This window comes from Acidobacteriota bacterium (assembly GCA_019347945.1).
Lineage (GTDB): Bacteria > Acidobacteriota > Thermoanaerobaculia > Gp7-AA8 > JAHWKK01 > JAHWKK01.
Genome location: JAHWKK010000010.1, coordinates 1 through 15,953 on the forward strand (window position 1 = coordinate 1; position 15,953 = coordinate 15,953).

The window sequence follows — 15,953 nt, forward strand, 5'->3', positions numbered from 1 at the left end:
GCCCGCTCGGGACGACGTCGGTTTGAGTATGGGGTGCGGAGTTTTGCGGGCTCCGGTTTTCATTCCCGCTTCACCGGCGCAACGCGCCGGTCAATTGCTCAGGATGACGAGTGTTTGGATCTCGCGAGATTAAGCATTCGTCCATGATCGTCGCTTCGCGAAAACGCAGCACTCGTCATTATGAGCCGGGCGCAGCGCGGGCGAAGAATCTAGGTGGGGGTGGTTGAAGAGTCAAGAGTGAAGGACGAGGGTCTGCCTTTTTTCACTCTTCACCCTTCACTCTTCACTCTTCTCTTCTTACGCCTGGTTCGAAAAGTCGAATGGAGAGTCGTCGCTGAACGGATCGGAGTCACCCGGCATCGACAGCTTGCTCTCCATCTCCTCCCGTGCGATGTCGGATGTCGACTGAATCCCCTGCATTTTGAGTTTGAACTCGTCCGGATTCGAAGCACGTCTGAGCGCTTCCTCGACCGTGATCAGCCCGTTCTTGTAGAGAACGAAAATCGACTGGTCGAACGTCTGCATACCGTACTGCGAGGTGCCCTGAGAGATGGCGTCCTTGATCAGCTTCGTTTTTTCCTTGTTCTCGATGCAGTCGCGGATGTAGCCGGTCGAGATCATCACCTCGCAGGCGGGAACACGGCCGAGCCCATCGGCGCGCGGAAGAAGACGGAGCGAGACGACTGCCTTCAGGACCGCGGCCAGCTGCAGACGGATCTGTTTCTGCTGGTGGGGCGGAAAGACCGAGATGATCCGGTTGACCGTCTCGGTCGCATCCATCGTGTGAAGCGTCGAGAGAACGAGGTGGCCGGTCTCGGCCGCGGTGAGCGCCGTCTCGATCGTCTCGTAGTCGCGCATCTCGCCGACGAGGATGACGTCGGGATCCTGGCGAAGCGCGGATCGAAGGGCCTGGGCGAACGACTTGGTGTCGACCTCGACCTCTCGCTGGTTGACGATCGACTTCTTGTCGCGGTGGAGAAACTCGATCGGATCTTCGACCGTGATGATGTGCTCGGTACGGTGGGCGTTGATGTAGTCGATCATCGCGGCCAGGGTCGTCGACTTTCCGGAGCCGGTCGTTCCGGTGCAGAGAATGAGGCCGCGACGCTCCTCGCAGATCCTCTCGATGACTTGCGGCAGCATCAGTTCCCTGACCGAGCTGATCTTGACGGGAATGACGCGCAGCACGAGTCCGACCGTGCCGCGCTGCTGAAAGATGTTGCAACGGAAACGCCCGAGACCCGGTACCGAGTAGGCGAAATCGATCTCGTAATTGTTCTTGAATTTCTCTTTCTGGCGCGAGGACATCATGGAGAAGGCCATCGCGATGGTGTCCTCCTGCATGAGGCGTTTGAGCTCGACCAGCGGGATCAGCTCCCCGTCCACACGGATGACCGGATGGGAGCCGACCTTGATGTGAAGGTCGGATGCCCGCCTCTCGGCTGCAATCTTCAATAAGTCGTTTATGTGCACCGGACGTCCTTTCAGATACGCCGTCAACCACTCATCTTAGCAAACCGGGGAGCTATTTGCCCTTTTCGAGCGGTTTTCCCCTGCTTGCTCATGAGCCCGGGCACGGGCCTCTCTCCTCAGGGGATGCGTACCGGACGGACGAAGGTCTGGTCGGTCGAGCGGTTGTCGACGTACGACGCCCACGCGTAGAAGGCTCCCGGCTGCGACGGAATCAGGATCAGGTAAGCGTCCGCCGGAGACGATCCGGGGACGACGTCCGTCAGAAGCCTCCCGACGAAACGCGCTTCCTTCGCCCCGACCGGATAGGTCTTCTGACCGAGCATCTGTCCGCTTTTCGCCAAGACCTGGACGACGACGTGCCCAGGCGTCTCGCTCACGTTGACGATCCCGACATTGGTTCTGAACTCGCTGTTCTCTGTGAGCCCCTGAATGATCGAGCCGCTCGACGGAATCAAATCCTCTTCGCCGAATCCCGGAATGTACTGCCCGAGGGTTCCCGACAGATCGCGGTCATTGAAGGTACGCGCCCAGGCGACCAGAGGAACGTCGGAGATAATCTCGAACGTCCCCGCCGTTCCGGGACGGTCGAAGAGCTCGACCACCGAGTCTTCGAAGAAGATGCTCGTTCCCGCGGGAATGATCAGCGATGCCGGCTCGATCGAAGGCTGTCCGGTGCCCCGGAGTCTGTAGATGATCGTGACGTTGGCGGCGGATCCGTTCCGGTTGGTGAGCGAGAGATTGGATCGGAAGAAGGTCCCGCCCGCTCCCGCGAGAGAGCCGACACCGTCGATCCACTGGAGCGATCGGGCAGACAGAGTGCTCGAGATGTAGGTCGGATCGGAGGTGACGTTGTCGAGCTTCGAAGCGTAGACGAACATCTCCCGGTCCGATTCGACGAGGACGCTGAAAACGTCCAGGCTCCCGGCGCCCGCCTGGTTGGTGATCCGGTTGACCTGAAGCATGGAGTAAGGCTGGACGGTGATCGGAACGGGAGATCCGAGCGCGACGCCTTCCTCGTCGAAGACGCGGAGGGTCGCGGTCATCACGATGTTCTCCAGATTCACGACACCGATGTTCGAGCGGAACGACCTGTTATCGGTCAGTCCGTCGATCCTCGCGGAGGTTCCGTCGCCCTCTTCGAGCAGGACCGCCGGAATGTACTGGCCGGAGGTGCCCGAGAACTGCCCCGGCTGGTTGTAGGTTCGCGTCGTGACGACCGGGACGGGCAGATTCGAGGGGACTTCGATCACGATCGAGCCTCCGGTGTTCGTCGTCGCTCCGAAGCCTTCCTCGAGCACGTCCGAGAACGCAATCGACTCGCCCGGCTCGACTCGCCGGATGATGGCGCCCTCGGCTCCTCCGTCGGCCTGAACCGGTGTCGCGAGGTAGCGAAGACGGACTGAGGTCGGCTGGGTCGAGAGGTTCGTCATCCAGAACGACGTCTTGAAGAAGGAGTTTTGCGCGCCGCGCGTTCGGGCCTGTCCCGGAATGACGCCGCGGATCTCATAGGAGAGGTTGTTGTCGTAAACCGGGACGACGCGGGTGATCGAGTCCGAATCCGCGTTGTTCGCGACGGTGAGAGTCACCTCATAGTCCCCTGGTTCGAGGTAGGTGTGCGAAGGATTCCGTTCCGAGGAGCTCGAACCGTCGCCGAAGTCCCACGACCAGGATGTCGGCTGCCGGATCGATTCGTCTGTGAACTCGACCGGCAAGCCCGACAGAGGCGATCGTGGCGACCACGAGAAATCCGCCTCGGGGCTGAGCACCAGTGGAATGCAGGGACCGGGGATGCCGACCTCGGTGACCGTGATGTCGTCGAGGTAGAAGCCCTCGAACTCGGCACCCGGATCGGTGGTCAGTCTCCACCGGATGCGCACCGTTTCACCTGCGTACGCCGCGAGGTCCGAGGAAAACTCAGTCCATTCCGTCAGTCCGTCGTTTGTCGCCGGGCCGTTGAAGGCCCCCTGGGTCGCCGGATAACCGCATTGGTTGATGGGTGGATTGAGCGTTTCCGAGAGCGACGATGGATAGCCGGATGAGGGCGGCAGGTCACTCCATGATCTGCCTCCGTCGGTGGAGATCTCGACGATGACGCCGTCCCATTGAAACTCGAGGTTGTACCGTGCCCAGTAAGTGATCGTCGGATTGTTGCCGAGCGTAAGTGCCGGCGTGGTGAGCGCCGCACAGGTGAGTGCCGGGTAGTTTCCGCTCTCGCGACCCGCGAAGTAGGATTTCGTTCCGCTATGCGCCTGCCGCGTCGAGACGTGCCAGGGAAATTCGAGGTCGACGAGAGAAGAGGTGTCGCCCGCGTCGTCTGTCCAGTCACCGAATGCCGTCGCCGGACCGGTACTGATTGCGCTGCGACGCCGGATGTTTTTCTCTTCGCGGCCCTCGTGTGGTCCGGTACCGGTGGAGGCCGTATCCTCGGCGCGGACGATGTAGTGGTAGCGGACGCCGGACTCCACAGTCGTATCAATGTAGCTGGTGTCGTTGCGCACGGAAGCGATCGGCTCTTCGCCCGGAGCCGGAACGAAATCGGGATCGGTCGAGCGGTAGATGTTGTAGAAGATCGTTTCGCCCAGAGCGCAGCGTTTGGAGGCCGGTTCCCATTCGAGAAACACCGCGCAATTCGGACTCGCGGGCGTCGCGGACTGCAGACCGTCGAACTCCGGCTCGATGTCACAGCCACTCGTCGAGGTTCCGAGAGCCGTCGCCGACGCCGGCCCCTCTCCGCATCCATCGACGCCTCTCGCGCGATAGAAATACGTCTCGCCCCCCTGCGCTCGCGAGTCGGTGAAAAGGCCCGACGCGGAAGACCCGACGTATTTCCAGTCGTCCGGATCGTCGAGCGGCGCGCGGTAAATCTGCGTCACACTCGATCCGTCGGCAGGCTCGAACCGGAGATCGATTCCCTGAACCGGATTCGACGTCGCAGAGAGACGGGTAGGAGCGAAGGTTACAGCCGTGTCGCACGTTTGATGCGAGACCACGAGCGCGTATCCCTGGCGATCTGAGAGAAAAGTCGAGTTACCGGGCACGCCATGCGCGCGGACACGAACGGTCCAGCTCCCCGCGGAGGGTGCAGTGAACCGGACCTGCTCGACGTTGTTCCTCCGGTCAGCTTCACCTCCCGGTACGCTTTCGCCGGTTGAAGAAAAAACGTTGCCCCGGAACGTCTCGGAACCGTTGGTGACCTCGAGGTCGAGATCATTCACGAGCGCGATGGCCGAGCCGAATGACGCGGGAGGATCCGACCAGACCAGTGTGGCGCGCAGCTCCTCACCCGAACCGACGTTGACGGCGTACTCGTGAGTGACGCCGGTGGAGACGCCGCTGAGGTTGGGGAGATCCCACACGCGCATCTCCCGGGTGTCTCCGGGAAAGAAGACGTTTCCGTCGAGGAAGACGCGCCCCCAGCCGTGGCGAAAATTGCCGAATTCTCCACCGTCGGGGAGCGGGCGGGTTCCATTGAGGAGAATCGCCTTGATCAGAGTCGAAGTCGCGTCCAGCGAGTCGTCGGAACGTGGCGAGCCTGTCGGATAGTAGCCCTGCTCGAGATACTGCCGGACGAGCGCGGAACCGCCGGCCGCGATGGGGCTGGCCATCGACGTTCCGGAAAGCGTGCGGGTCCCGCAGTTGCCGTCGCCGAACGTCGTGTTGCCGCCCGCGGAGACGATCCCCGACCCCGGAGCGAGAAGATCCGGCTTGATTCTCCCGTCACTGGTCGGCCCACGCCCGGAGAACGAAGCGCTGGTAGTCGGATCGGCGCCGGATGTGAGCGCTCCGACCGCGACGATGTTCTTCGAATTGCCGGGAGAGCCGGAGGTTCCGGCGCCAGGCCCGTCGTTTCCAGCCGAGGTGAAAATCGTCATTCCCTCGTGCTCGAAAAGGAAGGTGTCGACGATCCGGTCGGTCACGGTGTAATCGCCGGTGGTGGCGCCGCCGAACGAGTCCGTGTGGGTTTTCGCCCCGGCCCTGAGAGCCTGCAGAAACGTGTTGAAGAGGTCTCCTGCGCCGCTCAGGCAGCCATCCGACGAGCCGACATCCTGAAAGAGGAGTTGAGCGTTCGGAGCCATGCCGTCTCCGGGATCGATCCCGGGCGATGTGGATGTCGACGGAGTGGCCAGATTGTCTCCGACTGCCGAGGAAGCCGTGTGAGTGCCGTGGAATCCCGTCGGGCTACTCCCTCCGGGGCATGTCTCGTTGTCGTCGTAGGGATCGGCGCCGCGCTGCACCCAGTAACCGATGACCTTCCGGTCGGCGAAGATGCTGCCGAGCTCGGGTTGATCGGTCAGATCGGCCGAGGTGACGGCTTCGACGCCGTTCAAAAATCGGAAGAAACATGCGTCGACGTCGGCGCCGCTGTCGGCGACGGCGACGATCTGTCCGGTCCCGGTGAGACCACGATTGAAGAACGTTCGCTGAGAGGGGCTCGTGCCGTTGCCCTGAATGACGCTCGACGCGCGCTCATTCTCGAAGCGGAGCTCGAGAACCGGCTCCAGCCACGCCACGCCGGTCACGCCGGCCGTTTCGATGACGAACTGGTCGCGCTGTTCGGGCCAGACAGAGACCACGAGACGGGGAACCGCACCGTCATCGATTCGCGTGACGCTCCACGCGCGACCGGACTTTTCGATCGTCCGGGCGATCCGCTCGAGATTCTCCCCGCGGAAGGGAACGACGATCACCTCATGCCGGGGGTCGTCGGATCCGGGCCAGAGAGAGCGATGCACCTTCCAGCCGGATTGATACGGCTCGACCCATCGAACTCCGGCATGGCTCGCGATCCGGAAGGTCCCGGCGGGAACGCGAATCTGCCATGCGCCGTCCGGGACGTATCCGACGAACTCGACTCCGGCGCTCTCCAGCTCGTCTTTCCACTCATCGAAGGGGCCCGGGTGGAACTGGAGGAGCGCAAACCGATCGTCTGTTCGCTCCATTGACTCGATTCCCGCGGTGTCGACTCGTTCGATCAGAGGATCGAACGGTCCCGCATGAATGTGAATCGGGCGCCGGTCCGCCGTTGCCTCGGCGGCTCCATCGATCCGGACGATCTTCGGACCGGACGCGAACAACGCGGGTCCGCCGACGATCAATGAGACGAGGATTGCACCGATTGTCCTGCGCATTTCGTGAACCTTCCCGGGTAAGGGGTGGACGACCGCTGCGATAAGCTATCGGACGCAGCGCTCAACTTCTGGAAACCATGATACATGGAGACTCGATGTCCGAACTGGAAACACTGAACGTCGTCGAACGCGAAGGTGTCGTCACGATCGAATTGCAGCGTCCGGAGGTCCACAACGCGTTCAACGACACTCTCATTCGCGAGATGCTGGAGCTCTTCGACGGTTTCGATGGCCGCGACGATCTGAGAGCCGTGGTGCTCAGGGGGAGTGGAAAGAACTTCTGTGCGGGCGCCGATCTCAACTGGATGGCGAGCATGGTCGATTACGACCGGAGTCAGAACATCAGGGACTCGGCTGGTCTGGCGAAGATGTTCGCATCGATCAACGAGAGTCCGATCCCGGTGATCGGACGCGTACACGGCGCTGCGATCGGCGGCGGCGTCGGGCTCGTAGCGGTATGTGATGTGGTCATCGCGGAAAAGGGAGCGAAGTTCGGACTCTCCGAGGTGAAGCTCGGGATCCTGCCCGCGGTCATCTCGCCGTACGTCATTCGAAAAATCGGAGAGACACACGCGAGGGCGCTCTTTCTCACCGGCGAGCGGTTCGATTCCGAACGGGCGCTCCGAATCGGACTCGTCCATACGATCGTCGAGGGCGACGAGAATCTGGACCAGGCCGTCGAGGATACGGTTGCGAATCTCCGCACTTCCGGGCCCCAGGCGGTTCGTGAGTGCAAGCGGCTGATCGAGCACGTGGCCCACAGTGAGCTCGCCGAAGCAATCCCCTACACAATCGAAGCGATCGCCGACCGCCGCACCTCGGAGGAGGGACAGGCCGGTATGAAGGCCTTTCTCAAGAAGGAAAAAGCCCCGTGGGCAGTCTGACCATCGATCGCATCCTCGTAGCGAACCGGGGAGAGATCGCCGCGCGAATCGCCAGGACCGCTCGCGAGATGGGCATTCACACCATTCTGGCGCGCGCGGAGGACGACCTCGAGCCGGTCGTCGCGCGCACCTTCGACGAGACCACCTCGCTCGGAGCCGGAACCGTCGGCGAAACGTACCTCTCCGTCGACCGAATCATCGATGCGGCCCGCCGAACCGATGCGAAGGCGATCCATCCCGGGTACGGCTTCCTGTCCGAAAGACCCGAGCTTGCCGCGGCTTGCGAGGAGAGTGGCATCGTGTTCATCGGTCCCTCCGCGGAGACCATCGAGAAGATGGGATCGAAAACCGAGGCGCGAAAGCTGGTTTCCGCCCTCGGTGTGCCCGTCGTTCCCGGTTACGACGGAGAGGATCAGAGTGACGCGACTCTGATCGGGGAGGCCGGGCGAATCGGGTTCCCCATTCTGGTCAAGGCGAGCGCCGGCGGCGGTGGGAAAGGGATGAAGCGGGTCGAAGAACCGGCGGCGCTGCCGGCAGCGATCGAATCGGCCCGGCGCGAAGCCTCCCGCGCTTTCGGAGACGACCGCCTTCTGATCGAGCGCTGGCTCGACAAGCCCCGACACGTCGAAGTTCAGATCCTCGGCGACGGTGAGGACGTCATCCATCTCTACGAGCGCGACTGCTCGGTCCAGCGGCGGCATCAGAAGATCATCGAAGAGAGTCCCGCTCCCTCGCTCTCGAAAGATCTGCGCGAGACGATGACCGACGCGGCCGTGCGAGCGGCCCGCGGGATCGGATACAAAAACGCCGGAACGATCGAGCTCATCATGAGCGGCGGCGAATTCTATTTTCTCGAGATGAACACGCGTCTCCAGGTGGAGCACCCGGTCACCGAGCTCGTGACGGGCGTCGATCTGGTGCGCGCGCAGATCGAGATCGCGGGCGGGAGCGCGCTCCCATGGTCGCAGGACGCGATCGAGCCGCGTGGTCATGCGATCGAAGCGCGCGTTTACGCAGAAGATCCGGATCAGGGCTATCTGCCCCAGACCGGGAGGATCGTGGCGTGGCGGGAGCCTTCGGGTCCGGGCATCCGAGTCGACGGCGGTGTCGGAGCCGGGAGCGAGATCGGGGTCCGGTACGATCCGATGCTCGCCAAGATCATCGGATTCGCAGAGTCGAGAGCCGAAGCGATCGCGCGGTTGCGCCGCGCCCTGGCGGAGCTCGTGGTCCTCGGTGTGCGGACCAACATCGGTCATCTTCGAAGGATCCTCGATCACCCGGGCTTCCGGGAGGCCAGGCACGACACCGGGTTTCTCGAGCGACACGAAATCGATCTGATGAAGAAGGACGTCGGGGGACTTTTCGCGATTGCCGCGATGGTTGCCCGGCAGAGAAGCGAATCGTCGGCGGATTCAGCCGATCCGGCCCGCCGACTGCAGGATGTATGGGATACGGCCGGGAACTGGGGAAAGTGACCCCACCCGGAGGGGGGAGAGCAAATGAGTATTGACGAGGATCTGGAGCTCGAGGAAGGAATGACCCAGATGGTGCTCGACCAGGGGGTCGCGTTGCAGGCCGTGATCAATCTTCTGGTCGAAAAAGGAGTGCTGAGCGAAGCAGAGCTCGCGGCAGCCGTCGATCAATTGATCGAAGACCCGGAATTCGAGCAAACCGAGCAACATTGAGAGGGCGTCATGTCCGAAGAGCGAGCTGATCCATTCGCCAGCATCAGGGACGCCGCCGAGCGATACCGCCGGGGCGAGATGGTGATCATCGTCGACGACGAGGACCGGGAGAACGAGGGGGACCTCTGTCTGGCGGCCGAGAGGGTGACGCCCGAGGCGATCAACTTCATGGCGAAGTACGGGCGCGGGCTGATCTGTCTCGCGCTGACCGAGGAGCGGTGCGAGGAGCTGGGCCTCCCCCTGATGGTCGAGCGGAACACGTCGAACTTCGGTACGGCGTTCACTGTGTCGATCGAAGCCCGGGGAAGGGTGACCACCGGCATCTCGGCAAGGGATCGGGCAGAGACGATTCGAACGGCAATCGATCCCGAGACGAAGCCCGCTGACCTCGTGAGGCCTGGTCACGTCTTTCCGCTTCGCGCCAGAAAAGGTGGTGTGCTGAAGCGAGCCGGGCAGACCGAAGCGTCGGTCGACCTCGCCGCGATCGCTGGCGTTACCCCGGCCGCGGTCATCTGCGAGATCATGAAGGACGACGGAACGATGGCCCGGCTTCCCGACCTTCGTGAGTACGCGGTCGAGCACGGGCTCGTGATCGTTTCCGTGGCCGAGATCATCCGATACCGGATGCAGATGGAGAAGCACGTCTACCGAGTCGCATCTCCGAAGCTGCCGACTCCTTATGGCGAGTTCCGAGTCATCGCGTACCGCAGCGACATCACGGGCGAAGAGCACGTCGCGCTGACGATGGGCGAGATCTCGGAGGAGGACGAGGTTCTCGTCCGGGTTCACTCTGCGTGTCTGACCGGAGATGTTTTTGGATCGGATCGATGCGATTGTGGCGACCAGCTGGAGAAGGCGCTCGAGCTGGTGGCCACCGAAGGAAAAGGCGTGATCCTCTATCTTCTCCAGGAGGGCCGTGGCATCGGCCTGCTGAACAAGCTCAAGGCTTACCAGCTCCAGGACGAAGGGGACGACACGGTCGAGGCGAACCAGAAACTCGGTTACGCTCCGGACATTCGCGATTACGGAACCGGAAGCCAGATTCTTCGCGATCTGGGTGTCCGGAAGATGCGTCTGCTGACCAACAACCCGGCGAAATATGTGGCGATCGAAGGCTATGGTCTGGAGATCGTCGAGCGGATTCCGCTCGAGATCGTTCCGTCGGAAGGAACACGTAAATACCTGGAAACGAAAAAGAAAAAGCTGGGACACATGCTGGAGCTCGTTTGAAAACGGGGAAAGCGCAGGAGAAGATCGTCGTTCTGGTCGTCAGGCGGCAGAGATGACCCACACCGGACCCATTCTCGAAGGCAGGGGAGCGACCGACTACGAGCGATACATTCGCACGGAGGAATTGCTCGAGCTGCAGAAGAGTCCCGAGGATCTGATCAATCCGGACGAGATGCTTTTCCAGACCACGCATCAGGCGGCCGAGCTGTGGCTCCGTCTGGTCGACTACGAGATCGAGCGGGCAAGGGCGATGATCAGCGAGAGGCAGATTCACCAGGCGGCGGATCTTCTGACGAGAGAAGCATGGATCCTCGATCTGCTGAGAAAGCAGATCGAGATTCTGGAGACGATGGCGCCGGCCGACTATCACGTGATCAGGACCTCGTCGCTCGGCAGGGGAAGCGGTCAGGAGTCACCGGGGTTTGGTCGATTGCTCGACGTCGGAGAGCGGGTCTGGCCCCAGGTGGAAGCTCTGCTGGAGTCGCGAGGCGTCCGGCCGATCGATGTCGAGCGCGAGCCGGCGGTCCACTACGACCTCCACCGGCTGATTCAGGCGCTGCTCCAGTACGACGAAAATTTCATGAAATGGCGGTACACACACATGAAGCTCGCGATGCGGGTGATCGGGTCGCGGGTCGTGTCTCTGAAGAATGTGCCCGTGAGTCAACTCGAAAATGGGACCAGGGAGCCGTTGTTTCCCGCGTTGTGGGAGATGATCAGTGACCTCACTGAAGAGATCAGGCCCGTTTATTGATTCCGTGAACGGGCGGTGGCGAACGAATTGCTGAACATCATGGAAGGGGTAAGATGAGACAGATGGACTGTCAGGCTTCGGAAAACGATCTTGACCCGGCAAACCATGGGTCGTTAGACTCGCGAGCCGACTCATCAGAGCCGCTGAGGCGACCTTCGGTTCCGGCTCGGGCCGGCAGGTGCGGCAAGCAAACAATGGAGAATATTTCGATGAAGCGATCACTGTGCCTGATCACTGTCGTCGCGCTTTCGTTCGCGACGATGGCGTGCAACCAGGTGCGCGCGCGGAGCACGATTCAGGATGCCAACAGGTTCTACATGGAAGGCAACTACGGCGAGTCGCTCGAGCTGTACAAGCGGGCACAGCAGCTCGAGAACTTCGATGAGCTGGACCGGATGATCGGTTACAGCCATCTCGGCCTGTTCAAGGCGGGCGATCCCTCCACGGGAGTGCATGCGAGGCAGGCGGCGGCCTATCTGAATCGCTATCTGGAAGAGGCCGACGATCCTGCTGCAGAGGAAGTGCTGATCAATCTCCTTTTGAACTCCGACCAGACTGACCTGGCGATCCAACGGCTCGAACGATCGCTCGAAGACGACCCGGACGACGTCCTGGTGATGAAGTCGATCGCGAATCTGCTCGCGACAAAGGGAGAGGCTCGGGACGCGTTGGTCTGGTACCAGCGAGTCATCGACACCGAGCCGACCAAGGAGAATTTTTACACCCTCGGTGTAATCCTCTATGAGATGGTGTCCAAAGGGCTGGCGTCGTCCCGTGAAGAGGCGCTCGAGTTCATCGAGAGGGGGAAGGACAATCTGGGCCAGGCTCTCGAGCGCGATCCCGAGTATTTCGACGCGCTCGTTTTCACGAACCTGCTGTATCGTGAGGAGGCCGTCCTGACGGACGACTTCGAAGAGAAAACGGCTCTGATCAACCAAGCCGACGAATACCGGCAGCGCGCAATCGCGATTGCACGGAAGAGAGCCGCCGAAGCCGAGGCGGAAGCCGCAACAACGCCGTCAGAATAACGGAGAGAGCGATGTTCGAGACCACAGCTGTCGAATCGCGCAAAAGGCCGATGGACAAACGCCGGGCAATGCTGCTTCCGATCTCGATCGGACTGCACGCCGCGGCGCTGATCGCCGTCGTTTTCATGACGATCTGGGCGGTACAATTTCCCACCAACTCACCGCCGCAGGTCGTTCAGTACTCGGTGGCAGCAGCCCCACCGCCGCCACCGCCTCCACCCCCACCGCCGCCGCCACCGAAGGCGGTGGTCCAGACCACCACCCCGGTCGAGGTCGTCCAGTCCACGCCCGACGTCGCTCCGACCGTGATTCCGGACGAAATTCCGGACCTGCCGGAGCCCGCGCAGGTTGAAACAGGGGTCGAGGGAGGCGTCGAGGGCGGCGTCGAAGGTGGTGTCGTCGGAGGCGTCCTCGGTGGAGTGATCGGTGGAGTGGTTGCCGACACCGGCCCGGTTCGAGTGGGCGGCGATGTCAAGGCTCCCGAGGTCATCCGAAGAGTCGAGCCGGAATATACCGAGGTGGCGCGTCGAGCGCGCGTCTCCGGAATCGTCATCGTCGAAGCCGTGATCGACCGGAAGGGCAACGTCACTGACGTCAAGGTTCTGAAGCCGCTCTCATTCGGACTCGACCAGTCGGCGGTTGATGCTGTGAAGAGATGGAAATTCAGACCGGGAACGCTCAATGGGCAGCCGGTCGATGTCATCTTCAGTTTGACCGTCAACTTCAGGCTGAACTGACGACCAAGAGAAGAAAAGACAAATCCCGTAAGGGCTAGGAGGATACGTAATGGCTGGTTTTTCACCAATGGAAATCTGGGAGACGATGACGATCATCGTCAAGTCGACCTTCATCCTGATGGTTCTGATGTCCCTGTACTCGATCTGGGTGATGATCGACCGGTTCATCCTGTTTACCCAGGCAAAGAACCAGTCGCTCAAGCTGCTCGGTTCGCTCTCGAACGTGCTGAGTCGCGGCGCGTACCAGGAAGCGATCGACGTCACCAAGAAGTACAAGAAGAGCCACCTCGCAAAGGTCATCGCGGCGGGTCTTCTCGAGTTCGAGGCGGGACGGCGAGACAAGAGAATCACCGATCACGAGATCACAGTGGAAGCGGCTCGCCAGGGTATGGACCGGACCGCGATGATCACGGTTGCCGAGCTGAAGGAGAATCTCGGCGGGCTCGCGACCATCGGCGCGACGGCGCCTTTCGTCGGTCTTTTCGGTACGGTCGTCGGAATCATCAACGCCTTCGAAGCCATCGGTCAGGGCGCGGGCCTCAACGAGATCTCGGTCGGCATCGCCGAGGCGCTGATCTCCACCGCCGTCGGACTGTTCGTCGCAATCCCGGCCGTCTGGGCTTACAACTACTTCCAGAACCGCGTCGACCGCTTCACCGTCGAGATGTCGAATTCAGGCTCCGAGATGTCGATCTATTTCATCAAGGAAGCAGAATCCGGGGGTATGAGTGAGTCACGGGCAACCTAAACAAAACAAGCTCGTCGAGCTGGCGTCGAGTCCGATGACGTCGCAAATCAACGTCACGCCGTTCGTCGACGTCTGTCTGGTGCTGCTGATCATCTTCATGGTCGTCACGCCGATGGTCGAGGCCTCCACCAACATCACGCTTCCGACTACGGAATCGCCCGAGAAAACGGAAGAAGAGGGTCAGATCGTCATCTCGGTCAAGGATGGGATTGCGTACTTTAGTGGCAACGCGGTGCGGGAAGAGGATCTCGTCAGAGCGCTCGAAGAAAAATTCGAGGAGAACCCGGGAACTCAGATCGCGGTCAAAGGCGACAAGTTCGGCAAGTATGGTGACGTGATGGCGGTTCTTCGAGCCGCCCGGGAGGTCGGATTCGAGAGGATCGGACTTGTCACCGAGCCCGAGGATCGTGCCGCCGCAATGCGTCGCATCACCGAGGAAGAAGCTGGTGTCCAGTAAACCCATGATTCGGAAAGGAGCAGATCGATGCAGGTAAGTGGTGGTACCGGCGGATCGATGTCGGAGATCAATGTGACGCCGATGGTCGACGTCATCCTCGTGCTGCTCATTATCTTCATGGTGATGGTTCCCGTCGTTCAGATGGGCTATCTGGTGAGGGTTCCACCGAAGCCGGAAGAAGGCGTCACCGTGGTCCCCGACCCGACTCAGATCATCCTGCGATACGACAAGGACGGAAACGCGTTCATCAACAAACAGCAGGTTCCGCTCGCCGAGTTTGGCCCCAGGCTGGAGCAGACGCTGAAAGGAAACACAGGGAAGATGGTGTTTTTCGCCGGCGATCCGGAAGCCAACTACGACGAGACGGTCGATTTCCTCGACACGGCACGCGCGGCAGGAGCCGAGAACATCGGCATCATCGTCGAGGACATCTGGCAACCGAGCGAAACGATGCGGGAGCTGGCGAGGGAGTAGTCCGGTTCGTCATCGCGTTGAACTGAATGGGCACGCGTTCCACCGCGTGCCTTTTTTCTGAACGCATTCGTCCACTCCCTGAAGAACGGAGGAATCCTTGAAAACCGCAGAGCGAAAAGAAGTCGTCATTCTCGACGGCGCCCGAACCGCGATGGCGGAGTACGGCGGCCATTTCACCGAAATCACCGCTCTCGACCTCGGCGCTCACGCCGCCTCGGCTGCCATGAAGCGAAGCGGAGTCGAGCCCTCGGAGATCGATCACGTCATCGTCGGCAATGCGCTGCAGACCTCCGGCGATGCGATCTACGGAGCACGCCACGTGGGCCTAAAGGCAGGCGTGCCGAAGGAAGTTCCGGCTCTGACCGTCAATCGTCTCTGCGGCAGCGGCATCCAGTCGATCGTCTCGGCCACCGAGCAGATCCTGCTCGATGAGGCCGAAACCGTGCTCGCGGGCGGAATGGAGAACATGTCGCAGGCTCCGCACGTCATCCGCGGCGCCCGCACCGGATTCCGACTGGGCCAGGGACAGCTCGAAGATTCGTTGATGGTCGCCCTGCTCGACACCTACTGCGGCTTCTACATGGCGCAAACCTCGGACAACCTCTCGCGAAAGTACGAGATCTCGCGGGAAGCCCAGGACGAGTACGCCATCCGCAGCCAGGAGCGCGCTGCCGAAGCTGCGAAGGCCGGAAAGTTCGACGAGGAGATCGAGCCGATCGAAGTCGGCAGGAAGAAAACCGTCGTCGACAAGGACGACCACATGCGTCCGGATACGACCTTGGAGGGCCTCCGGAAGCTCAAGCCGGCGTTTTCCCAGGACGGTTTCGTCACCGCCGGAAACGCCAGCGGTATCGTCGACGGTGCTGCGATGGTCGTGGTGACGACGGGGGATGGTGCGAGGGCGGCCGGAAAGAAACCGCTCGGCCGGATCGTCTCATGGGGGATCGCCGGCTGCGATCCCGCGATCATGGGGATCGGACCAGTGCCCGCGATCGGAAGCGCGCTCGACCGCGCGGGAATGAAGCTCGACGAGATCGATCTGATCGAGATCAATGAGGCCTTCGCCGGCCAGATCCTCGCCGTCGTCAAAGAGCTCGGCATCGACGAAGAGAAACTCAACGTCAACGGCGGCGCGATTGCGCTGGGGCATCCGCTGGGGGCGACCGGGACCCGGCTCGTCTATACGCTTCTCAAGGAGCTTCGCAGAGCTGGTAAGCAGTACGGCCTGGCCTCCGCCTGCATCGGCGGTGGGCAGGGAATCGCGATGGTGGTCGAAGCCGTGTAGCAGCGTGAGAATCGTAAGCCGCCGAAAGGCGGCGCCAGAGCGCACCCCCGGCTTTCAGCCGGGGCACAC

The 15,953-nt window shown here is 61.7% G+C and carries 12 protein-coding genes and 1 pseudogene; 11 read left to right on the plus strand and 2 right to left on the minus strand.

Annotated features, from left to right (window positions below):
* Positions 1-297: 297 nt before the first annotated feature.
* A complete protein-coding gene (locus tag KY459_08160) occupies positions 298-1,473 on the minus strand; it encodes a type IV pilus twitching motility protein PilT (GenBank protein MBW3564684.1) in 1,176 nt (391 codons plus the stop codon).
* A gap of 116 nt (positions 1,474-1,589) precedes the next feature.
* Positions 1,590-6,602, minus strand: a complete 5,013-nt coding sequence (locus KY459_08165; protein MBW3564685.1) for a S8 family serine peptidase — start codon at positions 6,600-6,602, stop codon at positions 1,590-1,592.
* Between the two features lie 95 nt (positions 6,603-6,697).
* Between KY459_08165 and KY459_08170 the strand changes: the two genes are divergently transcribed.
* From KY459_08170 to KY459_08220, 11 genes and pseudogenes are all read left to right on the plus strand, one after another.
* Positions 6,698-7,486, plus strand: coding sequence for an enoyl-CoA hydratase/isomerase family protein (locus KY459_08170; GenBank protein MBW3564686.1), 789 nt, complete (start codon positions 6,698-6,700; stop codon positions 7,484-7,486).
* A gap of 5 nt (positions 7,487-7,491) precedes the next feature.
* Positions 7,492-8,961: pseudogene (locus KY459_08175) on the plus strand (ATP-grasp domain-containing protein).
* A 24-nt stretch (positions 8,962-8,985) separates the two neighbouring features.
* Entirely contained in the window at positions 8,986-9,171 is a 186-nt protein-coding gene (locus KY459_08180) for a nitrile hydratase subunit beta (GenBank protein MBW3564687.1), read from the plus strand.
* 9 nt (positions 9,172-9,180) lie between these two features.
* Complete coding sequence (locus tag KY459_08185) at positions 9,181-10,401, plus strand: bifunctional 3,4-dihydroxy-2-butanone-4-phosphate synthase/GTP cyclohydrolase II (protein MBW3564688.1); 1,221 nt, start codon at positions 9,181-9,183, stop codon at positions 10,399-10,401.
* Positions 10,402-10,453: 52 nt separating this feature from the next.
* A complete protein-coding gene (locus KY459_08190; GenBank protein ID MBW3564689.1) occupies positions 10,454-11,155 on the plus strand; it encodes a tryptophan 2,3-dioxygenase in 702 nt (233 codons plus the stop codon).
* Positions 11,156-11,364: 209 nt separating this feature from the next.
* Entirely contained in the window at positions 11,365-12,183 is an 819-nt protein-coding gene (locus tag KY459_08195; GenBank protein MBW3564690.1) for a hypothetical protein, read from the plus strand.
* Positions 12,184-12,194: 11 nt separating this feature from the next.
* A complete protein-coding gene (locus tag KY459_08200; GenBank protein MBW3564691.1) occupies positions 12,195-12,920 on the plus strand; it encodes a TonB family protein in 726 nt (241 codons plus the stop codon).
* A gap of 49 nt (positions 12,921-12,969) precedes the next feature.
* Positions 12,970-13,668, plus strand: a complete 699-nt coding sequence (locus KY459_08205) for a MotA/TolQ/ExbB proton channel family protein (protein ID MBW3564692.1) — start codon at positions 12,970-12,972, stop codon at positions 13,666-13,668.
* 34 nt (positions 13,669-13,702) lie between these two features.
* A complete protein-coding gene (locus tag KY459_08210) occupies positions 13,703-14,125 on the plus strand; it encodes a biopolymer transporter ExbD (protein ID MBW3564693.1) in 423 nt (140 codons plus the stop codon).
* 27 nt (positions 14,126-14,152) lie between these two features.
* A complete protein-coding gene (locus KY459_08215) occupies positions 14,153-14,599 on the plus strand; it encodes a biopolymer transporter ExbD (protein MBW3564694.1) in 447 nt (148 codons plus the stop codon).
* Between the two features lie 97 nt (positions 14,600-14,696).
* Positions 14,697-15,884 carry an acetyl-CoA C-acetyltransferase gene (locus KY459_08220; protein MBW3564695.1) on the plus strand — a complete coding sequence of 396 codons (1,188 nt, stop codon included), beginning with the start codon at positions 14,697-14,699 and terminating at the stop codon, positions 15,882-15,884.
* Positions 15,885-15,953: the final 69 nt, after the last annotated feature.

What these genes read in the sequence shown, in the direction of transcription:
- KY459_08165 (MBW3564685.1), bottom strand. Translation starts at nt 6,602, where the DNA reads ATGCGCAGGACAATCGGTGCAATCCTCGTCTCATTGATCGTCGGCGGA.
- KY459_08170 (MBW3564686.1), top strand. Translation starts at nt 6,698, where the DNA reads ATGTCCGAACTGGAAACACTGAACGTCGTCGAACGCGAAGGTGTCGTC.
- KY459_08180 (MBW3564687.1), top strand. Translation starts at nt 8,986, where the DNA reads ATGAGTATTGACGAGGATCTGGAGCTCGAGGAAGGAATGACCCAGATG.
- KY459_08185 (MBW3564688.1), top strand. Translation starts at nt 9,181, where the DNA reads ATGTCCGAAGAGCGAGCTGATCCATTCGCCAGCATCAGGGACGCCGCC.
- KY459_08190 (MBW3564689.1), top strand. Translation starts at nt 10,454, where the DNA reads ATGACCCACACCGGACCCATTCTCGAAGGCAGGGGAGCGACCGACTAC.
- KY459_08195 (MBW3564690.1), top strand. Translation starts at nt 11,365, where the DNA reads ATGAAGCGATCACTGTGCCTGATCACTGTCGTCGCGCTTTCGTTCGCG.
- KY459_08200 (MBW3564691.1), top strand. Translation starts at nt 12,195, where the DNA reads ATGTTCGAGACCACAGCTGTCGAATCGCGCAAAAGGCCGATGGACAAA.
- KY459_08205 (MBW3564692.1), top strand. Translation starts at nt 12,970, where the DNA reads ATGGCTGGTTTTTCACCAATGGAAATCTGGGAGACGATGACGATCATC.
- KY459_08210 (MBW3564693.1), top strand. Translation starts at nt 13,703, where the DNA reads ATGACGTCGCAAATCAACGTCACGCCGTTCGTCGACGTCTGTCTGGTG.
- KY459_08215 (MBW3564694.1), top strand. Translation starts at nt 14,153, where the DNA reads ATGCAGGTAAGTGGTGGTACCGGCGGATCGATGTCGGAGATCAATGTG.